General features: G+C 42.7%; 18 protein-coding genes. 9 read left to right on the forward strand and 9 right to left on the reverse strand.

Annotation, left to right across the window (positions count from 1 at the left end; all coding sequences use genetic code 11):
• Positions 1-23: 23 nt before the first annotated feature.
• From PY092_RS03335 to PY092_RS03350, 4 genes are all read left to right on the forward strand, one after another.
• Positions 24-1163: an Mrp/NBP35 family ATP-binding protein gene (locus tag PY092_RS03335; protein WP_275614434.1), complete on the forward strand. Its 1140-nt coding sequence runs from the start codon at positions 24-26 to the stop codon at positions 1161-1163.
• Between the two features lie 11 nt (positions 1164-1174).
• Positions 1175-1411 carry a NifU family protein gene (locus tag PY092_RS03340; RefSeq protein ID WP_275614634.1) on the forward strand — a complete coding sequence of 79 codons (237 nt, stop codon included), beginning with the start codon at positions 1175-1177 and terminating at the stop codon, positions 1409-1411.
• Between the two features lie 63 nt (positions 1412-1474).
• A complete protein-coding gene (locus PY092_RS03345; RefSeq protein WP_275614435.1) occupies positions 1475-2533 on the forward strand; it encodes an NAD(P)/FAD-dependent oxidoreductase in 1059 nt (352 codons plus the stop codon).
• A 56-nt stretch (positions 2534-2589) separates the two neighbouring features.
• A complete protein-coding gene (locus PY092_RS03350) occupies positions 2590-2922 on the forward strand; it encodes a 2Fe-2S iron-sulfur cluster-binding family protein (RefSeq protein WP_275614436.1) in 333 nt (110 codons plus the stop codon).
• Here the strand turns inward: PY092_RS03350 and PY092_RS03355 are convergent.
• Entirely contained in the window at positions 2919-4655 is a 1737-nt protein-coding gene (locus PY092_RS03355) for an ABC transporter ATP-binding protein (protein ID WP_275614437.1), read from the reverse strand. The two genes, PY092_RS03350 and PY092_RS03355, sit on opposite strands and share 4 nt — an antisense overlap.
• Before the next feature lie 119 nt (positions 4656-4774).
• Between PY092_RS03355 and PY092_RS03360 the strand changes: the two genes are divergently transcribed.
• Both PY092_RS03360 and PY092_RS03365 read left to right on the forward strand, forming a co-directional pair.
• Positions 4775-5812 (forward strand): TPM domain-containing protein, encoded by a 1038-nt coding sequence (locus tag PY092_RS03360; protein ID WP_275614438.1) that lies wholly within the window; start codon positions 4775-4777, stop codon positions 5810-5812.
• Positions 5813-5863: 51 nt separating this feature from the next.
• Entirely contained in the window at positions 5864-8032 is a 2169-nt protein-coding gene (locus PY092_RS03365) for an acylase (RefSeq protein ID WP_275614439.1), read from the forward strand.
• An 8-nt stretch (positions 8033-8040) separates the two neighbouring features.
• Here the strand turns inward: PY092_RS03365 and PY092_RS03370 are convergent, their stop codons facing one another.
• The 4 genes from PY092_RS03370 to PY092_RS03385 form a co-directional block, all read right to left on the reverse strand.
• Entirely contained in the window at positions 8041-8703 is a 663-nt protein-coding gene (locus PY092_RS03370; protein ID WP_275614440.1) for a hypothetical protein, read from the reverse strand.
• Between the two features lie 80 nt (positions 8704-8783).
• Positions 8784-9920: an acyltransferase family protein gene (locus PY092_RS03375; protein WP_275614441.1), complete on the reverse strand. Its 1137-nt coding sequence runs from the start codon at positions 9918-9920 to the stop codon at positions 8784-8786.
• Between the two features lie 90 nt (positions 9921-10010).
• The gene (locus PY092_RS03380) at positions 10011-10790 is read right to left on the reverse strand and encodes a helix-turn-helix domain-containing protein (protein ID WP_275614442.1); all 780 of its coding nucleotides are present in this window, start codon (positions 10788-10790) and stop codon (positions 10011-10013) included.
• A gap of 78 nt (positions 10791-10868) precedes the next feature.
• Positions 10869-11174 carry a hypothetical protein gene (locus PY092_RS03385; protein ID WP_275614443.1) on the reverse strand — a complete coding sequence of 102 codons (306 nt, stop codon included), beginning with the start codon at positions 11172-11174 and terminating at the stop codon, positions 10869-10871.
• A gap of 77 nt (positions 11175-11251) precedes the next feature.
• Here PY092_RS03385 and PY092_RS03390 point away from each other — a divergent pair, with 77 nt between their 5' ends.
• A complete protein-coding gene (locus PY092_RS03390) occupies positions 11252-12511 on the forward strand; it encodes an aminotransferase class V-fold PLP-dependent enzyme (protein WP_275614444.1) in 1260 nt (419 codons plus the stop codon).
• Here the strand turns inward: PY092_RS03390 and PY092_RS03395 are convergent.
• Positions 12508-13404 carry a metallophosphoesterase gene (locus PY092_RS03395; RefSeq protein WP_275614445.1) on the reverse strand — a complete coding sequence of 299 codons (897 nt, stop codon included), beginning with the start codon at positions 13402-13404 and terminating at the stop codon, positions 12508-12510. The genes PY092_RS03390 and PY092_RS03395 overlap by 4 nt on opposite strands.
• A gap of 117 nt (positions 13405-13521) precedes the next feature.
• On the opposite strand from PY092_RS03395, the gene PY092_RS03400 reads away from it, so the two are divergent.
• Complete coding sequence (locus PY092_RS03400; RefSeq protein ID WP_275614446.1) at positions 13522-15897, forward strand: GAF domain-containing protein; 2376 nt, start codon at positions 13522-13524, stop codon at positions 15895-15897.
• Between the two features lies 1 nt (position 15898).
• On the opposite strand, the gene PY092_RS03405 is transcribed toward PY092_RS03400, so the two are convergent.
• Positions 15899-17092, reverse strand: coding sequence for a Pycsar system effector family protein (locus PY092_RS03405; RefSeq protein WP_275614447.1), 1194 nt, complete (start codon positions 17090-17092; stop codon positions 15899-15901).
• Positions 17093-17145: 53 nt separating this feature from the next.
• On the opposite strand from PY092_RS03405, the gene PY092_RS03410 reads away from it, so the two are divergent.
• Complete coding sequence (locus tag PY092_RS03410; protein WP_313790200.1) at positions 17146-20859, forward strand: metallophosphoesterase; 3714 nt, start codon at positions 17146-17148, stop codon at positions 20857-20859.
• On the opposite strand, the gene PY092_RS03415 is transcribed toward PY092_RS03410, so the two are convergent.
• Together PY092_RS03415 and PY092_RS03420 are read right to left on the reverse strand one after the other, a co-directional pair.
• Positions 20856-21713: an NHL repeat-containing protein gene (locus tag PY092_RS03415; protein WP_275614449.1), complete on the reverse strand. Its 858-nt coding sequence runs from the start codon at positions 21711-21713 to the stop codon at positions 20856-20858. The genes PY092_RS03410 and PY092_RS03415 overlap by 4 nt on opposite strands.
• Positions 21706-22605: a GyrI-like domain-containing protein gene (locus tag PY092_RS03420; RefSeq protein ID WP_275614450.1), complete on the reverse strand. Its 900-nt coding sequence runs from the start codon at positions 22603-22605 to the stop codon at positions 21706-21708. The genes PY092_RS03415 and PY092_RS03420 overlap by 8 nt, the downstream gene beginning before the upstream one ends.
• Between the last annotated feature and the right edge of the window lie 18 nt (positions 22606-22623).

Here is a 22623-nt window from a genome sequence, read left to right on the forward strand (position 1 = left end):
TATTGGTTTAAAAAATTTGATTCATGAAGTTGAAAAAGACAGATATTCTTAAGGCATTGGAAAAAATCTCCGCACCCGGTGAAGGCCAAAACTTGGTAGAAAGTGGTGCAGTGACCAATGTTCAGGTTTTCGGTGATGAGGTTGAAGTGGATGTTACAATAAAAAACCCAAGTCTTCAAGCAAAGAAGAAGACCGAGGTGGAAATATTGAAGTGTATCCATAGAGAGGTATATGAAAAAGCAAAAATAAAAGTCAACCTCAAGGTTGATGCTCCCGAAAAGCCTAAGGTAAACCAAATAAAAGGGAACCCGATTCCAGGAATTCAAAATATCATAGCCGTTGCTTCAGGTAAAGGTGGTGTTGGTAAATCTACCGTTACGGCGAACTTGGCCGTGACCTTGGCCAAGATGGGCTTTAAAGTGGGATTGTTGGATACGGACATCTATGGTCCGTCCATGCCCATAATGTTCGACGTGGCCACGGAAAAACCTTTGTCCATCAACGTAGAAGGTAAGGCCAAGATGAAACCCATCGAAAACTACGGGGTCAAATTGCTTTCCATTGGATTTTTTACTGAGCCTAACCAAGCTGTGATTTGGAGGGGCCCCATGGCCGCAAAGGCATTGAACCAAATGATTTTTGATGCACATTGGGGAGAATTGGATTTCCTGTTGTTGGACCTCCCGCCCGGGACCGGGGACATTCATTTGAGCATTATGCAATCCCTGCCCGTAACAGGTGCGGTAGTGGTAAGTACGCCACAGGAAATCGCTTTGGCCGACGCCCGAAAGGGAGTCGCTATGTTCCAGCAAGAGGCCATTAATGTGCCTGTATTGGGAATCGTGGAGAATATGGCGTATTTTACACCTGCGGAGCTACCGGATAACAAGTATTATATTTTTGGAGAGAACGGAGCAAAAAACCTATCAGAGGATTTGGGAGTTCCATTTTTGGGACAAATTCCGTTGGTACAGAGCATCAGGGAGGCAGGTGACGTAGGAAGGCCAGCTGCTTTGCAGACAGCGACCCCTACCGAGGAAGCCTTCGAAGAGCTTACAAAGAGTGTGGTTCAGGAGTTGGTAAGAAGAAATACTGACCTTCCCCCGACCGAAGCAATAAAAATCACAACAATGGCTGGTTGTTCCGCTGTTAAAAAGAAATGAGCATGACAACAATGACATCAGAAGAAACAAGAAGCAATGTGGAAAAGGCACTGGAAGAAATACGTCCGTTTTTGCAGAGCGACGGAGGAGACATTACCTTGATCTCCATCGAAGACAATACCGTAACGGTACGTTTGGAAGGGAACTGCATTGGATGCAGTGTCAACCAAATGACCTTGAAGAGTGGGGTGGAAATGACCATTAAAAAGTACGCTCCCCAAATCGAAGAGGTTGTCAATATCTCCTAACTGATTTAAATCATGAATCTTTTTTTGGGCAAGCAGTAAGTTGCGTGCCAAAACCTTAAGTATATGATCAAAACAGATATTTTGATAATTGGAGCGGGACCTACGGGTCTCTTCGCTGTTTTTGAAGCAGGCCTTTTGCAGCTCAAATGTCATCTGATCGATGCATTGCCACAAGCAGGTGGTCAATGTTCCGAAATATATCCGAAGAAACCCATTTATGATATTCCCGGATATCCCGAAGTATTGGCGGGCGATTTGGTGGATAACCTCATGGAACAGATAAAACCGTTCCAGCCAGGTTTTACCTTGGGCGAACGTGCCGAGACCATTGAAAAATTGGACGATGGGTCATTTATCGTAACCACCAATAAAGGGACCAAACATCATGCTCCCGTGGTGGCCATTGCTGGTGGTCTGGGAAGTTTTGAGCCCAGAAAACCATTATTGGAGAATTTGGGAAAATACGAGGACAATGGAGTGGCCTATATGATCAAAGAGCCAGAAATCTATCGAGATAAAAAAGTGTTGATTGCTGGTGGCGGTGATTCCGCTTTGGATTGGTCCATCTTTTTGGCAGATGTTGCCAAGGAAGTGACCTTGGTGCACCGTAGAAATGAATTCAGGGGTGCTTTGGATTCGGTGGAGAAAGTACAGCAGCTCAAGAATGAGGGCAAGATCAATTTGATAACGCCCGCTGAGGTAGTTGCGCTAAAAGGCGAAGACCAATTGGAGAAAGTAACTGTCAAGAACACCTCCACTTCTGAAGAAACCGATGTGGAAGTCGATAACTTTATTCCATTGTTCGGATTGTCGCCCAAATTGGGCCCGATTGCCAATTGGGGACTCGAAATAGAGAAAAATGCCATCAAGGTGGACAATACCTACGATTACCAGACCAATATTCCAGGAATCTACGCCATTGGAGATGTCAATACCTATCCAGGGAAGCTGAAATTGATTCTTTGCGGGTTCCACGAAGCTACGTTGATGTGCCAAAGTGCCTATCAAAAGATATTCCCCGATAAAAAATATGTGATGAAATACACTACTGTTGGCGGAGTAACAGGATTTGACGGAAGTAAAAAAGAAGCGCCGAAGGCTGTGGTTAAGGCAATAGATTAATTATTAAGTATAAATGTCCCCTTGAGGGGACTTTTAGGGGTGTCCCTAGAAAGATTATGAGTGATATAAAGCTAAAGATAACCGACCGAGAAGGCGTTTCACATGAGGTTGATGCCCCTACCGATATGAACATGAACCTTATGGAGGTTGTGCGATCCTATGAACTTGCTCCAGAGGGAACCATAGGAATTTGTGGTGGAATGGCGATGTGCGCCTCTTGTCAATGCTATGTGCAGTCAGACCATCAACTTCCTGAAAAGTCGGATGACGAAGAAGCCATGTTGGCCGAAGCATTTTTCGTAAAAGACAACAGCCGTTTGGGTTGCCAAATCCATATTACCGAAGATTTGGACGGACTGGAAGTGGAACTGGCTCCAGAAGAAGCTTAAATTCTAGCCTGATAGGTAAACAAATTGAAATATCTTCCTTCGGAAGCTATCAATTTTTCGTGGGTGCCCTGTTCCAAGATATGGCCGTTTTCAATCACTAAAATTTGGTCCGCTTTTCGGATGGTGCTCAGTCGGTGCGCAATGACAAAAGTGGTCCTGCCTTTGGTCAGTTCGCCCAAACTTTTCTGAATCAGCGCTTCGGATTCCGTGTCCAAACTTGAAGTGGCCTCGTCCAAAATCAAGATTTTAGGGTCTGCCAAAATAGCTCGTGCAATGGCAATTCGTTGACGTTGACCTCCTGAGAGTTTTACGCCACGCTCCCCGATCAAGGTATCCAAGCCTTTGTCAAATCGGTCCGTGAATTCATCCACATAGGCAGCTTGTACCGCTTCTAATAATTGTTCTTCGCTGGCATCAGGTCTTGGAAAAAGTATGTTTTCTCTGATAGTGCCCTCGAACAAGAAGTCATCTTGCAGCACAACGCCAAGATGTTTACGAAAGCTTTTCAAATTAACCTTGGAGAGGTCTTCTCCGTCGATGGTAATGGTTCCTGAATCAGGGTTTAAAAAACTGGCGGCCAAACCTGCAATAGTGGATTTTCCCGAACCCGAACTGCCGACCAAGGCAACAACCTGCCCAGGTTCCACATCAAAACTGATATTGTGCAGTACCTCTTTATCTTCTTCATAAGAAAAGGAAACATCGGAAAATGACATGCGACCCACAACTTTGTCCAAAATAATGGTACGGTTTTCCTCATCGGATTCTTCTTCCAAGTTCATCAATTCCTCTGTTCTATCCAGACCGGCCAAGGCTTCTGTCAATTGACTTCCCACGCTGCTCATTTGAACGATAGGGGCGATCATAAGGCCCAACAATACTGTAAATTCCACAAATTCACCTACGGTAAGGGTGTCATGGATAATTTTATAGCCACCAAATCCCATAACGCTTGTGGTCGCCACACCCAGCAAAAATGTAGAGGAACTCGTCATGAAAGCGGTGGTCGTCAAACTCTTTTTTACATTTTGATAAAGGCGTTCCACACCTACTTCAAAAACTTCTTCCTCCTGCCGCTCGGCATTGAAACCTTTGATCACGCGTATGCCTCCCAAGGTTTCTGTCAATCTACCTTTTACTTCGGCATTGATTTTTCCGCGATTCCTGAAAATGGGACGGATGATTTTAAAGGCTTTGAGTGCAATGATGGCAAAAACAGTCAATGGGATAAAAGTAAAAAGCGTCATGAATACGCTGATTTCCATCAGCAATATCAGGGAAACCACCGCTGTAATGATGCCACCCACCAATTGTACCAAACCGGTTCCGATGAGGTTGCGAACCCCTTCGACATCCGACATGATTCTGGATACCAAAGCTCCTGATTTGGCATTGTCAAAAAAACGAACGGGCAATGCCAATACTTTTTTCTGTACCTGTGCCCGTAGCTCAGAAATCAGGTATTGCGCCTGAACGCTTAAAATTTTGGTCAGTAAAAACGAAGTGACGGCTTGCACTAGAATCGCTAGCATAACACCAGCGACCAAGTACTTCAGCATATCCATATCCTTTTTTACGATAACGTCATCAATCAGATATTTGGAGGCAATGGGTGCAACAAAACTTGCCGCTTTGCTGATGGCAATCAATAAAAGTCCCAAAAAAACGAGTTTCCGTTTGGGCCAAATAATGGTTTTAAATGCGGTAAGGATGCTTACTTTTTTATCGGGCATAACAATTTATAGAAAGAGCCTGCAATTTACGGCAAATTAAAAGGATGTAGAATTGGTTGGTTTGGAACACGAAAAGATTACAAACACTATATTTAAGTGCTTGAATTATAAAAACAGGTATGCTAAAAGCGGGATGGGTCGGTTTTTTGTTTTTGATATGCTGGTTGTGCACGGCACAGCAAGAGTATCCAAAGTTGACCGAAATCGTTACTGACAATGCCCGGATTTTTTCGCAACCACAACTTGAAGGTCTTCGCACCAAACTATACCGTTTGGAATCGGAGACCACCAATCAATTGGTGATTTTGACCATTGATGAACTGGGGAACGAAACCATTGAGGAATACGCTTTGGAAGTTTTCAACCAAAATAGGCTGGGACAAGAAGGCAAGGACAACGGGATTCTGATTCTTTTCTCGAAACTGGACAGGGAAGTTCGGATTGAGGTAGGCTATGGTCTGGAACCCTACATTACCGATGCCGTTGCTTCACGCATCATTAGGGATACGATGATCCCAAGGTTCAAGGAGGAAGATTATTTTGGTGGATTGGACGCTGCCACGAACCAGATCATTGAATTTTTGAACAATCCCGATGCTTTGGAAGAATTCAAAGCGGAAATAGAATCCGAAAGTAGAATGCCATGGTGGCTGTTGGGAATCATAGGTTTGTTCTTGATGATGTTCGTTGCTGCTGGCGGATTTATTTTTTACAAAGGCTATACTACCTTGATTGAGATATTCCGTGGGGTGTTCATTGGTAAACTGGCTGTGATTCGTGGTGTTTTTATGGCTTCTTTTATGATGTTTCCTTTGGTTTTTGGATTGGTCTTTATGGGGATGCCGGTTTTTTTCATGTCACTATTGCTTGGTTTTGATGATGAGTTGAGCGGACTGGTCAAAGATTTTACATGGGTTTTATTTGTGGTTGTGGCCTTTATGGTCCTCACTATTGTGTTGGTGTTCAAGAAAATGAAGGACAAAGGGGATGAAGATGTGAAACTGTCATTTTTTAAATCCGATAAGGATTATATGAGCAAAACCTTTTCTTCTTCGGGAACGAACTCCTTTGGTTCTGGATCTAGCAGTGGTTCGTCCAGTAGCTTTTCTGGAGGAGGTGGTAGTTCTGGTGGCGGTGGTGCCAGCGGAAGTTGGTAATTGTTTCCGATTTACCGTATTTTCACAAAAACTAACTAAACCATCCCCGATATGAGAATTACAATCCTTGCAACGCTTTTTTTGTTTATTTCCTGTTCAGAAAACCCACAAACCGAGGTGGAACGATGGGAAGCACAAGCTGAAAACATTACCATTATACGAGACGATTTTGGTGTACCCCATATTTATGGAAAAACGGATGCGGATGCAGTATTTGGATTGCTTTATGCACAATGTGAGGATGACTTTAACCGTGTGGAACAAAATTATATGTGGGCCACAGGGCGTTTGGCCGAAGTTGAGGGGGAGGGTGCCTTGTACAGTGATTTACGTGCCAAACTTTTTATGACGGAAGAAGAGGCCAAGGCTAATTATGAAAACAGTCCTGAATGGCTAAGGGAACTCTGTGATGCCTTTGCCGATGGAATCAATTATTACCTGTACACCCATCCAGAGGTCGAACCCAAATTATTGACCCATTTTGAGCCTTGGATGCCGATGTATTTCAGTGAAGGGTCTATCGGGGGGGATATCGAGCGCATATCCACTCGAAAAATCAAAAGTTTTTACGAAAGTGGCATGGAATTGCCCGAGATGGAAGCGCTTCAACTCAAAAAAGAGGAAGAAATGGCCGAACCTCAAGGCTCCAATGGTATTGCTATTTCTGGGAACTTGACGGAATCTGGTAATGCGATGCTTTTGATCAACCCCCATACTTCATTTTATTTTAGGGGGGAGGTTCATGTGGTAAGCGAAGAAGGGTTGAATGCCTATGGTGCTGTGACTTGGGGTCAGTTTTTTGTGTATCAGGGATTCAATGAGAAAACGGGTTGGATGCATACTTCGACCTACACCGATGTGATGGATGAGTTCAAGGAGACCATCGTTAAAAATAATGGAAAACTGTTTTATCAGTATGGAGAGGAATTACGACCTGTGGATTCCAGTTCGGTGACCTTAACCTATAAGGATGGGGAAAGTATGAAGCAGAAGACATTCCCGATGTACAGAACGCATCACGGACCCATTACCCATCAGGTGGATGATCAATGGACGGCTTCCGCCATGATGTGGGAACCCGTAAAGGCATTGGAGCAATCCTATATCCGAACCAAACAAGACGGCTATGACGGTTTTAGGGAGATGATGGATATCCGAACCAATTCATCCAACAATACCGTTTATGCCGATGCAGAAGGGAACATTGCCTATTTCCATGGGAATTTTGTTCCCAAACGCGATACCATTTTTGATTATACCGAGCCAGTGGACGGCAGCGATCCCAAAACCGATTGGCAGGGACTGCATACCGTGGATGAGAATATTTTGGTGCTGAACCCGGAAAACGGATGGATTCAAAACTGTAACTCCACACCCTATACTTCTGCATTGGAGTTCAGCCCAAAGCGTGAAAATTACCCCAAATATATGTCGAGGGACCAAGAAAATTTTAGAGGTGTCCATGCCATTGGGCTGTTGACGGGTCGAAGCGGATATACTTTGGATGGCCTTATTGAAATGGCCCATGACCCTTATTTGCCAGCCTTTAAGGCATTGATTCCTGGATTGGTGAAGGCGTATGATGAAAACCCAAATCCTGAATTGGGAGAGGCTATCGAAGTGTTACGCAATTGGGATTATACCACTTCAGAGGAGTCCATTGCCATGACTTTGGCTCACTATTACGGCACCTTGTGTTATTCCAAAGCCGAAAGGCCAGAAGGTATGTATTCCATGCAGTGGGTGGAATATTGGGGGGATGCTTGGGACGATCAAAAAAAATTAAGTTTCCTAAAGGAAACTATGGAGAGATTGGAGTCCGATTTCGGTATTTGGAAAATGCCGTGGGGCGAGGTCAATCGCTACCAGCGTTTAAATGGGGACATTCGTCAAGCTTTTAATGATGATAAACCAAGTATTCCCATTGGATTTGCCAGTGGAAGATGGGGTGCCTTGGCTGCTTATGGAGCTCGTTATTCCAACAATACCAAAAAGATTTATGGTACACGGGGCAACAGTTTTGTAGCTGCTGTGGAATTTGGGGATAAGGTAAAAGCAAAAACCATGTTGGCGGGTGGTCAGAGCGGAGACCCTGGATCACCACATTTTAATAATCAAGCGCAACGCTACGCCGATATGGAATTCAAAGATGCTGCATATTACAAGAAAGATGTGCTAAAACGAGCGGAAGTGACCTATTCGCCAGGAGAGAAGTACTGAGTATGAATTTAGTTGCTTTTTTCTAGTTCGCTATCCTCTTCCTTAACAATAATGAGGCTGGCTTTGGAACCTGTGGACAAATTCCAGCGGTTGTTGTGGATGACTACGCCTTTATCATCAGTTACCACAACCTGTGCTGTATTTGGGCCAGAAGAACCTTGGTTGAGGGCTTCGAATTCCACACGGTTAAAGCCTTTTACCAAATCCAAGTTAATGCCTTTAAAGGACCCGGATAAAAGTAGGTTGTATTCCACGACTTCTCCGTTCACATAGATTTTGATGCGGTCACCATCCACATATTCGTGGTCTCGGGCCACAATGCCCACAAACTTGGCGGTAGTTTTAAAATCGCCTAAATATTGGTCGCCAAAATGTTCGTTGGCTCCTTTTTCCCTTTTTTCCTTCACTTTAGGGTCGATGACCATATCGTGACCGGCCTGTAATAGTTCCCGGTCCGGTAACATTTTAACACCGGGTTCTTGATTTTTGGAGATAAGGTTTTCATCGAGCACAGAAGGCATGCGAAGCAAAGTTCCCTGATTACTTGCCTTTACATCGAGATTGTTTTTCTCGCCAATCTTCAACGGTCGGGTTGTGGGCATATCACCCTGGGCGAACATGGGCAATGCAAAAAGAACAGCTCCCCAAACAATATAAATTTTCTTTTTCATGGCAAGATGGGTCATAATCCAATTATAAATTTAGCAAATACCTTGCCATCAGTATTATAAATATGAGTTAAATCGATAATCTACATACTTTTCTTTCTCTTTGGTTTTAGTCCAAAAAGCGGATGCAGTACGGGAATGCGTAAAATAACCAAGTCATAGATCAACCAGCTGATGCCAAATGTGCCCAAAACCAAGATGAATGCTTTTGGCACAAAGCCCCAACTCAAGTCCATCAAATAGTAGGCAATTGAAATAGTGACCGTCTGGTGTAAAATATAGAAGGGGTAAACCGCCCTGTTCGCATAGGCCAAACCTTTACTGGGCTTGTTGAGGTATTGGGCCGCATAGGCAAAGAGCACCAATATCCAGGACCAAAGATTGACCACTTTCAAAAAAGCTTCAGTAAAATGAATGACATAGCTATCTTCAAAAAATAACCAAATAATCAATTGACCTGAAAATCCAATGATGCCCAATGCAAGTGCTTTTTGCTTCACTTTGGAGACCGTTTGCCAAAATACATCTCCCGTGGCTATCAATATAAAACCATAAAAGAAAAGGATAATGCTGAATATGAAATTGAACCAATCATCGACCAAGGCGTGGGTCACTGGAAAAAAAGGTTCGATCAGTGATTCTACAAAGTAGAGCGGAATCACAAATGCATAGATTCCCCAGGTTTTTTGAATCAAGCGTTTGATCCACTCGATAAAACGGGTTTGATGACTCCTCAGATAAACAAATAATGGGGCCAAGACCCATGAAAAAGTCAAAAGATATGGCAAAAACCAAAGATGATGCCAGCTGAGATTGCCTTCGGGGTAGACTCCATCAAATGCAATCGTGGTAAAATATTCCCAATATGAACCTGAAAATTGTCCTTCTACCAAACGTTCAAAATATACTTGTGGGGGTACAATCAAGATCATACCTGCTACCAAGGGAATCCCCAAACGAAGGAAGCGTTCCCACACAAATCGGCCCATACTTCTCTTGCCCAAAGCATAATAGGTTCCCATGCCCGAAATCACAAAAAGTATGGGCAAGCGCCATTGGTTCAGGAACAACATGGGCCAACGAAGCCAGTCGTAAATCACATTGTTTTTGAGGTGCCAGCCCCAGGGCACAAAAAACATTCCTACGTGATAAAAAATAAGTAGCCCAAATACAATTACACGGAGCCAATCCAAATCGTAACGCCTAATAGTGGTCTTCATCTTAAAAATTTTTTCCAAAGATGAAAAGTGCCGGTGTAATAAGGTTGTTTTTTGGTTCGGGAAACGTCCAGAATTGCAATTATGGAGAAATTACACTTTTTTTTGTTTCATAAATGCGGAGGGGGATTGCCCAGTATGCTTCTTAAATGCATTGTAAAAGGCTGATTTTGAACTGAATCCGACCGATTGACCAATGGCTTCCACAGTTAGCTGTTTGAATTCATCATCCAACAATCTTTTTTGTGCCAAAGCAATGCGTTTCTGGTTGATATAGTCATTGAAATTGGTCCCGGTTTCGGAATTGATGAGTTTGGAAACGGTATTGCCATTGGTGCCTAACTGCTCAGCCACTTTTTTTAGACTGATTTCCTGTTGGGAATAATACTGGGATTCGGAGATAAAACTTTCAATGGTTTCAAATTGAATGGAATTACCGGCAAGGGTCTCGTATTTGTCCGCAATCCATGATTTTTCAAAAAAGCGTGATTCCGAAAGAATAAAGAATGATGTGAAAAAGATGGTAACGGTCTGCATCATGCCAATGATATGATCTCCACCGTCATCATCATAATTCAGGTAAATGAAAAGTAGGGTCAGCATCAGCACAAAAAAGAAAACAACCGTGTTTCTGGAGAAAATGTACTTGTCCACTTTGATGTTTTTGGAAGAGGTCCACCCTTTTTTTCTGGTTTTTATGACCAGCAATAGGGATAAAATGAGATAAAAGGCAAAACTGAACAACACGAGCCACCTAAATTGGTCTTTGATATAGTGATAGGAAAAATCAATACCGTCGGGCACATCCACAAAACCTAGATTTCGGTGGTATGCACTCAAATAGGCATTGAGTTTAACTTCAACCGGACTCATGTAATAATTAAATTGGGAAATCACGTAGAGCAGGGGAAGCACAAAATGGGGCCAGAACTTTTTAAAAGTAATAGGCTTTCATTCCAATAAGGTGTACAGGAAAAAATAAAGTGTTGGTGTGATCAATAGTACCAAAAACTCTGTGGAATCGTTGAAGTGGATCATATATTTCATGAGTCCCGTGTAGCAGAGGTATACATCCAAAAAAACCAAGCATTGCACTAAAAGTGACCATCCGAACAGATTGATGGCCGATTTCCGCTTTGCCCTTAAAAAAATGACAAAGGCCAGAAAAAACCCTTGGACTATGCCCAATAGCATAATGTGCGACGAAAGGTCGTGCCGAATCGGGATTTGATCAAATATAACCTTTACATCATCCATGTTAAGGGAGTAAATTGTATCTTGGAGACAAAGTAAAATCGAAAATTACCAATCTTTTTTTAATCAACCCGACCAAAATGAAAAAGAGACAGTTCCTTCGCTATATGGGCAACGCCGCCATGGCCGCCCCTTTATTGCCGTTTACCCTTGAGAATTCTTCAAAAACCGTAGCACCATATCCGGATAGGGACAGCGAGGCATTTTGGGAACGAATACGGGAAGATTATAGGTTGAAACCCGATTACATCAATTTGGAAAGCGGGTACTACAACATTGTTCCCACTCCCATTCTGAACAAATATATGGAGCACGTAGCGCACGTAAATTATGAAGGCTCTTATTATATGCGTACCGTGCAATGGGACAATAAGAAAAAGGCAGCGGCCCGTGTGGCCGAATTGGTCAATTGTTCGGAGAAGGAATTGGTGATAACCCGAAATACCACGGAATCCTTGGATACGATCATTGGTGGTTTCCCTTGGGAAAAAGGGGATGAAGCCGTTTTCGCCGTTCAGGATTATGGAGCTATGCAAGTACATTTTCATCAAATGGAAGATCGTTACGGAATTGTCTGCAAAAAAGTGTCCTTGCCCAATCACCCCAAATCGGATGAAGAAATCGTATCGCTCTACGAATCACAGATCTCACCCAAAACCAGAATGTTGATGGTATGCCATATGGTGAATGTCACGGGTCAAATTCTGCCCATTCGAAAAATATGTGATATGGCGCATTCGCACGGTGTTGAGGTAATGGTGGACGGTGCCCATTGTGTGGGACACATAAAGGTTGACTTGGCCGAGTTGGACTGTGATTACTATGGATCCAGTTTGCACAAATGGCTTTGTGCCCCTTTAGGGGCGGGGATGCTTTATGTGGCCGAAAAGAATATTCCCAAGATATGGCCCTTATTGGCCGAGCATGAAAAGGATAAGACCAAAATACGGAGGCTGAACCATACGGGAACCCATCCCGTGCATACCGATCTGACCATAACCGATTCCGTGGATTATCTTGAAATGATAGGTATGGAACGTAAGGAAGACCGCATGCGCTATTTACAGCGTTATTGGAGCGATCAATTGCGGAACGTGGAAAATGTGGTCATCAATACTCCGATTGAACCGCACAGGAGTTGTGGAATTGCCAATGTGGGGCTCACAAACATGAAGCCGAGCGAAATGGCCAAAACCTTGTTGGATGAGTTCAACGTATGGACGGTGGCCATAGATTTCGAAAACGTGCATGGATGCCGAATCACACCTAATGTATTTACCACAACGGAGGAGTTGGATCAGTTTGTGGATGCTATCAAGACCATGGCGAAACGAGTTTAGTGGTCGATGTAATCCTGAAGTTTCTCCGGGCCCTCCAATAATACCCGTACAATTTGGAGAGTACCATCGGGTTTGGTGTCAATATGCCATTTGATAAGGGATATGAGACCTTTTTCAATCTCGATACCTGTGATGCTTCTTGGGTGGACACAACTACCATCATTAAAAAAAGGAATTTGGCCTGGCTCGGGAAAGCGCGGTCTATGCGTATGCCCGGCCAAGGTAACGAGCAAGTCTTTTTTCAATATCCATCGTTTGATTCTTTTTTCGATACGGATGAGCTCCTTGTAATTTTTGGCAGGACTTGTAGGGTCGGCAATACCGACCACCTGTAGCGGCTTCCATAAAACTCGAACCAAAAATCTGCCAATCCGCCAACATACGTAGTTCCACCAATCAGCTTGGTGGCCATGAACACAGAAAATCTCCTGTCCTGTGTCCGAATGCTTTAAAACAAGTGCTTCGTGGTAGGTAATATCCTCAAAAAGTTCTTTGTCAGAACCATCGATGGGTTCAAAATAATGAGAAAGATGTTCATCCACATAATTGGGGTCACGGTACACCATATCGTGATTGCCCCAGAGCATGTGCAACCGTTTTTCCAAATGGAACCTTCGTAGTAGTTGGTACACATTTTTATGCGCCTCAAAAATGGACTCAAAACCGATGTTTTCCCAAAGTTCGTCCCCGTCTCCAAGTTCAATATAGGTAAAGCCCTCCCGATAGTAATGGTTGAGTGCATGGAAGTAGATGTTCCGATTGTTGGCAAAATCATCGGCAAAACTGTTATCGCCACGGTGACAGTCACTAAAAAAAATGAATTTGGAATCCTCATCGAACGGAATCGTTATGGCGTTTTTGTAAGCTCTGTCTAATCGGGTCGAAGAGGACATGTAAAAGTTTTTGCTAAATATCCTTAAAAAAGGTAATTCGTCAATAAAGATATCCATTAAAAGGAATGCATTTTTACTTTTTGTAACTTTGCCTTCAAAACCACGACTAATTTGGGTATGAAGCATGACCTCAATTCGGAGAGCCCTTTGGTTCAGTTGGTAAGTTTCAATAAATTGTTGGAACATTACGATGAACAATTGGGAAGTTCCAATCCACACATTGCCGAAAGGGCAAAATATGTATTGGATACGCAGGCCCCGTACCCAGTATTAAGGGATGGTTTTACCGATTTGTCCTTGTTGGATAAGCACAAGGATGTGATTCGTGTGATTTTGGAGGATTCCTTTTCTCCAATTTTGACGAAAAACGAGATTAAAACGGCATCGACTCCTTTTGAGAATCTGGTGTTCAATTCTTCAGAGCGGTTTCGTCAGATATTAAAAGATGCAGGCGAGGATTTTGACTTGGCGATAACCAATATCCCCAGGGAGTTTGGCTACATAATGCGATGTGCCGTTATCCTTCAGTTTTATTACGGTTATAAATTGGATTTTAAACGTCCTTTCTTTTACGATATTCCAGATACCAACGGGGTAATGCGCAGGTACCGTATTTTGTACAATGCGGATTTTATGGAAATCATCCCTACCGAAAAGGCGAGGGAACTTACCCAAGATGATGTGGACGAGTTGTTGGACAATTTCTACGATTTGGATATTTGGAAGGAGAAGATTCCGCCAAATAGCTTTGTTGCCAAAGGCTTTGTTATTTCCAACATGTTCGATGTAACTTCGGAGCATTCCGTATCGGAAATCAAATCAACCTTGATCGGTCGTGCCCAAAGAGGCAAAGAGACCTTTATGGAAAGTTTTGAGGACACCTTTAGGTCGTTCTTTAACCTGAACGATATCAAAGTTGGTTTCTCTGGATATGACTCCGATGCCAATCACTTCTTTAAAATATATGGTAAGGGGATGGAAAGTTATATCCTGAATGGTAAGGATATGGAGGAATGTGATTCCATGTTCTGCAACCATACCCATGGAAAATTGTTCAAGGAGAACAAGTACTTCGCCATCTCCAATGTGGAAAAATATTTTGAAGGGTCGAATGGGAAGACCCAACCCTACAAAAGTTTGATGGAGCAGGGTATTAAGAGTGCTATTTTGGCCCCTATTGCTGTTAACGGAAACCTATTGGGGGTTCTCGAACTGGTATCGGGCAAGATAAATGAGCTCAATAGCGTTAATGCGAACAAGTTGGATGATGTGATGCCATACATTATCGCTGCAGTGATGCGAACCATTGAGGAAGAAGAGAATTTAATAGATGCTGTGATCCAGCATGAGTGTACCTCAGTGCATCCATCCGTTTATTGGAAGTTCCAAGAAGAGGCCAAACGTTTTATGAAGGACGAGTTGGCCGGGAACGAACCTGTGTTCAAAGAAGTCGTTTTCAAGGATGTATACCCCTTGTATGGTCAGATTGATATCAAGGATTCGGCAAAAGAACGAAACTTGGCCATCCAAAGGGATTTAATGATTCAACTTTCAGAGATCAATGATGTTCTCGAAATCGCCTTTAAAAAATATAAACTCCCCATTTATGAGGAGTTGATGTTCAGGGTCAATAATTATTTGAGCGAGGTAAAAGAGGCATTGTTCACACATACTGAACAAGCTGTTTTTGATTTTGTGAAGGAAGAAGTGGATCCTGTTTTCAGTCACCTTCAAAAAGAAGATGAAGAAATTGCCGGATTGCTCGAAAAATACAATCAAAAAATAGATAAGGCCACCGAAAGCTATTATGATCATCGTAGAAATTACGACAATAGCGTTATGGAGGCCAACATGAAGCTTGCCGCTCTGCTTGATAAAAGACAGGAGGAGGCACAGGAAATGTTCCCGCATTATTTTGAACGCTACAAAACCGATGGTGTAGAGCACAATATGTACATTGGAAGCTCCATTACAAAGGACCGTGAGTTTAGCGAACTGTTCTTGAGCAACTTGAGGTTGTGGCAGCTTCAGGTAATGTGCGAAATGGAGAACAAATACTATAGCCTTAAGCCCCATTTGTCCGTAAAATTGGATGTGGCATCATTGGTTTTGGTATACAGCACTTCTTTGGCCATCAGATTTAGAATGGACGAGAAGCGTTTTGATGTGGACGGAACCTACAATGCCAGATATGAGGTCATTAAAAAACGTATCGATAAATCATTCATCAAGGGGACCAACGAGCGACTTACCCAAAAGGGTAAATTGGCCATTGTGTACTCCCAACGCAAGGATGAAAAAGAGTATATGCGATACATCAGTTTCCTCAAGGCTAAAGGATATTTCACCAACAATATCGAAATTGTGGAACTGGAAGGCGTTCAAGGTGTATCTGGGCTGAAAGCTATCAGGGCCGAGATTCTTTATCAAAAGGACAAGAAATCTGAGCGTACCTACACCTACGATGATCTGATGGAGGAGTTGAGCGCTTAAATCAAAAAACCAATCGTTCGGGACCAAAGAAACGGAAGGCAATTCCAAAAGCGATTACCGAAATTATAATGCCCAACATAAAAATGTTGTAGGTAATACGCAGTATCTTATATTTTCTGTTCAGAACAATCCCCAAGTAATATAGGTCTTTGGTAAGGGAGGAATACACGTAATCCTTATCCTTTACCAGTTCTTCCACTGCTGATTGGTATTCTTCCAAGCCCATTTGGTGAAAATTACCAAAGAACAAGAGATTGACCCTTCTCTTTTCCACATCTTCCCTAGTGAATTTACCACTTGTAATATTAGGCCTTGTTGCCAAAACGGACAAGACCATGGAGGCAACACTGAACAAAATCAAAATCAAGGTGGGATAGATCATGTAGGAGTTGGAGGGGTTGTCCAATTTGGTAAGTAAGTTGGCCAGTACCAAGGAGATGATGATGGCGTTTACCGATAGCAATATATTTGCTTTGGTATCGGCAATATCACTCAGCTTAAGGTGATTCCTCAAAGTAACCCGATACAAAGTTTGGACGCTTCTGTCCGGGCTCTCACTTTTATATTTTGCTTTTAAAGCCTCTTTTTTGGCAATCTTTTTCTCGGCCTTTTTCTCCTTAAGGAGCTTTTTTAAATTCTGCTGTTTGCCCTCTTCCCAATTTTCTTTAGCATAATCCGTATAAAAGTGATGCTTTGTACGGAACATTTTAATGTTTTTGTCGCGCCACTCCTTGGCCGAATAATCGGCTACCCCTAGGGCTTTGAGCTCTTCTTTTAGGAAATCGGTGGTTTCCCAGTAGCTTTTTTGGGCAAAATGGGATATGTCGGCATCCCGGATGATTCCCTCCATAAGGTTGGAAGGCTCGTTGCACATTTTGGTAACCATGATCAAAGAACATACCTGTTCAATCCCTTCGGGATCGTAGCCGTTCTTACCCAAAAAATCCTTGGCTATTGCGCAACTGCTCTCTTCGTGGTCTTCCCAACCTTTTGTGTGTCCAACGTCATGCAACCAAGCAGCCAACAATAACCTTTCGTTTTCAACGGCATCAAGGTTGTAATAATTGAGCAATTCTTTAGTACTTTTGACTACTCTTTGGGTATGTCGCAAGTTGTGATACAAGAACCTTGGGTCGAGCTCTTCCGTTAATAGTTCAGAAACAAAGTGTTTAGTTTTTTCAACAATTTCCGACATAGTTCCTAATTAAGACATCCAAATTACAAAATTTTGGAATCAACCTCATGTATATGAAGAAACATTACTTCCTACTCTTTTTGATGGTCTCGGCCATAGGTTGTGCAACCTATGAGACCAAATATGCGGAGCCTTTTTCTGCGCATGCCAACATACAGGAAAAAGAGGTTGAACACACCTTTTATTTGATTGGTGATGCAGGTAAATCCCCCATGGGCGATTTAAATCCAACATTGAAAGCCTTTAAAAAAGTGTTGGACCAAGCCGATGCTAATAGTACCGCGATTTTTTTAGGAGACAACATTTATCCTGCTGGATTTGTGGACAAAGACGATGATTTGGAGGCCTATGAACGTTCCCAGCATTATTTGAACGCACAATTGACCACGTTGGAGAATTTCAAAGGACAAAAACTTTTTATTCCGGGCAATCACGACTGGTATGCCGATGGCCTTAAAGGTCTTAAACGGGAAGAGGAATACGTGGAGGATGTGTTGGGCAATAACGATGCCTTTCAGCCCGAAAATGGCTGCCCCATTGAGGAAATAGAGATTAGCGACAAGGTCATGGTCGTTGCCATTGATACGGAATGGTACATCGTAAATTGGGACAAGCATCCTACCATGAACGACGAGTGTGAAATCAAGACCAGAAGTCGCTTTTTTGAGGAATTGGAGAGTATTATCAAAAAGAACAGGGATAAAACAATCATTTTTGCCATGCACCATCCCATGTTTTCCTATGGCTCGCACGGGGGTCAATTTTCTTTCAAACAGGGCATCTATCCCAATGGTGGCAAAGTTCCCATGCCCATTTTAGGTTCAGCCATCAATCTGCTGAGGAAAACCTCGGGCGCCACTTCGGAGGATTTGTCCAACAAAAGGTACAATGAACTCAAGAACCGGATTGTGACCCTTTCCCAGTATTCGGACAAAATAATTTTCGCATCAGGTCACGAACACACCCTTCAGTACATCGAGGAGTTTGGGAAGCCGCAAATTGTTAGTGGTTCAGGGGCAAAAACGGGTTCCACCCGACTGCTGAACGGAAGTAAATTTTCCACGGGAAGAAACGGGTATGCCATTCTAAAGGTATATACTGATGGATCTTCGCAGGTGGATTTCTTTGGTGCTGATGCCAATTCAACGGTGCTATTGTATCAAACAGAAGTGCTGCCGCCTAACAGGCCCAATAAAAAGTTGGAATTGTCCGATGATTTTCCTCCATATAAAATGGCATCCATTTATGAACCAGAGGAAATCGACAAAAGCGGTTTTCATAAATTGTTGTGGGGAGAGCGATACAGAAAATATTATGGAACCAAGGTAAAAGCACCCACAGTACTGCTCGATACACTATTTGGTGGATTGACGGTCGTTCGCAAAGGTGGAGGGAATCAATCCAACTCGTTGCGGTTGGCCGATAAGGACGGTAGGGAATACGTGATGAGGGGCATGCGGAAAAGCGCGGAACGATACCTCCAGGCGATTGCTTTTCAGGAACAGTACATTATTGGAAAATTCGAGGACACCTACACCGAAAAATTGTTGTTGGACCTATACACAGGAGCACATCCGTATGCGCCCTTTACCATTGATAGACTTTCCGATGCCCTTGGGATGTACCATACCAACCCTAAACTCTACTATGTGCCAAAGCAATCCGTTTTGGGCGATTACAGCAAAGAATTCGGCAATGGATTGTATATGATCGAGGAACATGTTTCCGATGATCACGATAATCTGGAAAGCTTCGGGTACACCAAGAAAATTGAAAGTACGTATGACCTTATGGAGAAACTTCGTGAAGATGAGGAGTACAGTATTGATCAAAAAGAATATGTAAAGGCCCGTTTGTTCGATATTTTGATTGGGGATTGGGACAGGCACGTAGACCAATGGCGATGGGCCGAATTTGAAATGCAGAATGGGAACAAGGTTTACAAGCCCATTGCGCGAGATAGAGATCAGGTGTTTTCCCGCTGGGGCGATGGTCTCATCATGAATTTTGGATCAAGAGCAGTTCCTGCCCTCCGTATTTTTGAAGGTTTTCACGAAAAAGTCAGAAGTGTGAAAGGACTGACATCATCACCACGGACCTTTGCATTGGATATGGCGCTATTATCTGAAACCGATATGCAAATGTGGGTCGATCAGGCTGAGTTTATCCAACAAAATCTGAACGGGGACATCATTGATGAGGCATTTTTGGCCTTTCCGAAAGAGGTAAGGGACGAAACCGTGACCGAGATCAAGAACATACTTTTGGCCCGAAAGGAAAATTTGGTTGAGACAGCACGGGAATATTATGCCGTGCTGAACAAATACAGTGTGATCACTGGAACGGACAAGGACGATTATTTCAATATAGTTTCACTTCCGAATGGTCATGTTGAGGTAAGGGCGTATCGAATCAAAGGAGGGGAATACACGGATTTATTTTTCAATAAGGTATATAGTCCTGACCATACCAAAGAAATTTGGATCTATGGTCTGGACGATGATGATGTTTTTGAAGCCAATACGGCAACATCCAAAATAAAAGTACGTATTGCTGGAGGCCAGAACAATGATGTTTACAAAACATCGAAAGATTCCAAAAAGTTGTTGATGTATGATTTTAAAACCAAGAAAAACACTTTGGATGAGGCTTATGGAGGAAAAATCAGGTTGGTTAATGATTACAACACCAACACTTACGAGTTTTTAAATATAAAGGGAAGCAACAATCAAATATTGCCCACCATCGGGTTCAATCCAGATGATGGTGTCCGAATCGGATTGACAAATACGTATACGTTTAACGGTTTTAGAAAAAATCCATTCACGCAACAGCATACGGTAAATGCTGCCTATTATTTTGCTACGGATGGTTTTGATTTGGGGTACCGAGGGGAATTCGCCCATGTTTTCAATAGAGTGAATTTGGAACTGCATGCGAGGTTCACTAGTCCTAATTTTACCCAAAACTTTTTTGGTTTTGGGAACGAAACGGTCAACAATGATGACGAAGAACCCTTGGGGTTGGACTATAACCGAGTTCGCATCCGTACCTTGAAGTTTGCCCCTTCATTGGTATGGCGAGGCTTTTTTGGGTCTAAGGTAAGATTGGGAGTCGCCTATGAGAATATTGAGATTGAGGAAACAGAAAACAGGTTCATCAATGAATTTTATCTGGAGAACGGCGAAGAAAACCATTTGAGTTTTTTCGGGGTCGATGGCGAATACAGCTATTCCAATACCGATAACGAAGCCTTTCCCACTTTGGGAATGGCATTCGGTTTAGAAGGTGGTTTTAAAACCAATCTCGACGAATCGTCAAGGTCATTTGGATATGTTGTTCCATCATTTTCTTTGGACCATAAACTTACAGCAGATGGCAGATTGGTACTTGCTACTAAGTTCAAAGGACATTTTATCATTGGCAATGGCTATGAATTCTATCAAGCGGCCAGTATTGGAGGTAATAATGGGCTGAGAGGTTTCCGCTTTCAAAGATTTGCAGGGAAAACGGCCTATTTTCAAAACACGGACCTTAGATATAGCTTTAGAGGTGTAAAAACAGGATTAATGCCGGTTACCCCTGGAATTTATGGAGGGTTCGATTATGGTCGTGTCTGGTACCCTGGGGAGGATTCCGATACATGGCACAACTCCTATGGAGGAGGGTTCTTCCTGAACGGTGCAGATGTGCTTTCCGCCAATTTTGGATTGTTCAATAGTGTGGATGGGGTACGCTTTGCCTTTGGGCTCGGCTTCGGATTCTAATCCAGTTTCAACTCGTAAAGTTTTCGGCCTCCGTGATTGTTCTCTTCATCTGCAATCAGAAGTGTATTGTTATTATAAAAGCAAATAGATTCAATCTGTGTGCCCGTTTGTAGGTCAATAATCTTGATGGATGATTTGGTAAAGTCGGGAGTGCTGAAATCCGTAAGTAAAAAAGCAAAGCCGTAACTCAATAAGGCAATGGTTTTGCCATCAGGGGAAATGTCGACACTTGTTACGGAACAATGGTCTTGGTCTCCACAGAGGAATAAAGCCCCCAAGAACTCAGCTTCGTATTCCCCTTCCTTGTCCGGTACGCGATATATCAAGGTTTTTCCAGAATAAGGCCTGGTACGGTTTTTTGTGAAGATGTATAGGTGGTCATTGAGGTGGAAAAAGCCTTCGGTATCAAAATACAGGCTGTCTTTTTTGGGCGGGAAATCTTTTTGTTGCGGATATGTGAATTCGATTTTATAGGCATTGGGCTCTTTTTTGCCCATTTCATCATGGGGCACTTTGTAGATGACCAAATCCTCACGGGCATTTTTGTTGTTACCAAAATCACCAATGTATAGATTCCCTTCTGTATCCACGGTCAAATCTTCCCAATCCCTGTTTTTGGCATGGTCAATCTTTAGTGATTTTTTGATATTCCCGTCTTTATCGACCTTATAAATTTGCCCTTTGTTGCCGCTATCTTCAATTACCCATATATTACCATTCGGCGTAACTTCCAATCCTGATACTTCTTTAAGTTTGGAAGGAAACTTACCCAACTGGTCCAAGTTGCCCGTGTAGGTTTTCTGGGCACAAGCCTGTGCCATAACTAGCAGAAAAACAAGGGCGAGTTTATTCATGGGTCTCTTTTATGGGCATGAATATCTCTGTGGTCCATTCCAGTTCATTTCCACCTACATGAGGATTGTTAAAGAACACTTCGATAGGTTTTTTCTCAATGGGTATGTCGTTCTTCTTGGCATAATCGATTATCGCATACCAAGCACGGTCGGATGTAATATAATTTCCGTGGTAAACAGCCTTTATGGCATTTTTACTGAAAATGCGTTTGTACTCAATGTCTGGGTGGTTTGGAAGTTTTTCGGAACGGATTATGGGGTTGCAAAAATTATAGGAAAGGCTATTGTTCTCCAAATCCCAATCCAATACTTCCACGAATGGAGGCCCGTTCAATTGAACCCCGTTATCAGCAAGAACACCATCCAGAAAGTTATAGTTGGCCATCATGCCCTTGGCTTTGTTCTCGGGAGTGGTTTTTATTTGGACGCACGCACAGAATGAAGAGAATATTTCAGCTTCTCCTTCAATCGAATAGTTGAATCCTTCCAAATGTTCGTTCAGAAAACTGTTGAAATTCAAAAGTCGTTTTCGGGAACCTTTCTCAAAATCGGTATCTGAAAAAGGTACAGATAACCTATTGTTGATTGAATTGTCAACATCTTTGATGTTTACTTGAACCTCACACAGGGAGTCGTGGACCTGATCAATTTTCCATTCATACACGTAAACGGAATCGTTTACCAAAATGGTTTGTTTGAAATGGCTCGGACTTATGTAATCCACAGGAACTACGGAATCAAAGCCATGGTTCCATGCCTTTACCGTTTCAAAAATGGTTCCAGGAATTGCTTTTGCCTTAAAATTGACCTGATAATCCTGGGGTTTTAAAAATAGGTACCACAAAACTGCCCCTACCACAATGGCAAGGATTATTGAAATAATCTTCCTCATAATTAAGGAGCAAAAATA

The sequence above is a fragment of the Flagellimonas yonaguniensis genome, assembly GCF_029193885.1.
Lineage (GTDB): Bacteria > Bacteroidota > Bacteroidia > Flavobacteriales > Flavobacteriaceae > Flagellimonas > Flagellimonas yonaguniensis.

What these genes read in the sequence shown, in the direction of transcription:
- PY092_RS03410 (WP_313790200.1), top strand. Translation starts at nt 17,146, where the DNA reads ATGAAGAAACATTACTTCCTACTCTTTTTGATGGTCTCGGCCATAGGT.
- PY092_RS03340 (WP_275614634.1), top strand. Translation starts at nt 1,175, where the DNA reads ATGACATCAGAAGAAACAAGAAGCAATGTGGAAAAGGCACTGGAAGAA.
- PY092_RS03345 (WP_275614435.1), top strand. Translation starts at nt 1,475, where the DNA reads ATGATCAAAACAGATATTTTGATAATTGGAGCGGGACCTACGGGTCTC.
- PY092_RS03395 (WP_275614445.1), bottom strand. Translation starts at nt 13,404, where the DNA reads ATGTCCTCTTCGACCCGATTAGACAGAGCTTACAAAAACGCCATAACG.
- PY092_RS03365 (WP_275614439.1), top strand. Translation starts at nt 5,864, where the DNA reads ATGAGAATTACAATCCTTGCAACGCTTTTTTTGTTTATTTCCTGTTCA.
- PY092_RS03405 (WP_275614447.1), bottom strand. Translation starts at nt 17,092, where the DNA reads ATGTCGGAAATTGTTGAAAAAACTAAACACTTTGTTTCTGAACTATTA.
- PY092_RS03380 (WP_275614442.1), bottom strand. Translation starts at nt 10,790, where the DNA reads ATGAGTCCGGTTGAAGTTAAACTCAATGCCTATTTGAGTGCATACCAC.
- PY092_RS03335 (WP_275614434.1), top strand. Translation starts at nt 24, where the DNA reads ATGAAGTTGAAAAAGACAGATATTCTTAAGGCATTGGAAAAAATCTCC.
- PY092_RS03360 (WP_275614438.1), top strand. Translation starts at nt 4,775, where the DNA reads ATGCTAAAAGCGGGATGGGTCGGTTTTTTGTTTTTGATATGCTGGTTG.
- PY092_RS03350 (WP_275614436.1), top strand. Translation starts at nt 2,590, where the DNA reads ATGAGTGATATAAAGCTAAAGATAACCGACCGAGAAGGCGTTTCACAT.
- PY092_RS03385 (WP_275614443.1), bottom strand. Translation starts at nt 11,174, where the DNA reads ATGGATGATGTAAAGGTTATATTTGATCAAATCCCGATTCGGCACGAC.
- PY092_RS03390 (WP_275614444.1), top strand. Translation starts at nt 11,252, where the DNA reads ATGAAAAAGAGACAGTTCCTTCGCTATATGGGCAACGCCGCCATGGCC.
- PY092_RS03400 (WP_275614446.1), top strand. Translation starts at nt 13,522, where the DNA reads ATGAAGCATGACCTCAATTCGGAGAGCCCTTTGGTTCAGTTGGTAAGT.
- PY092_RS03355 (WP_275614437.1), bottom strand. Translation starts at nt 4,655, where the DNA reads ATGCCCGATAAAAAAGTAAGCATCCTTACCGCATTTAAAACCATTATT.
- PY092_RS03415 (WP_275614449.1), bottom strand. Translation starts at nt 21,713, where the DNA reads ATGAATAAACTCGCCCTTGTTTTTCTGCTAGTTATGGCACAGGCTTGT.
- PY092_RS03420 (WP_275614450.1), bottom strand. Translation starts at nt 22,605, where the DNA reads ATGAGGAAGATTATTTCAATAATCCTTGCCATTGTGGTAGGGGCAGTT.
- PY092_RS03370 (WP_275614440.1), bottom strand. Translation starts at nt 8,703, where the DNA reads ATGAAAAAGAAAATTTATATTGTTTGGGGAGCTGTTCTTTTTGCATTG.
- PY092_RS03375 (WP_275614441.1), bottom strand. Translation starts at nt 9,920, where the DNA reads ATGAAGACCACTATTAGGCGTTACGATTTGGATTGGCTCCGTGTAATT.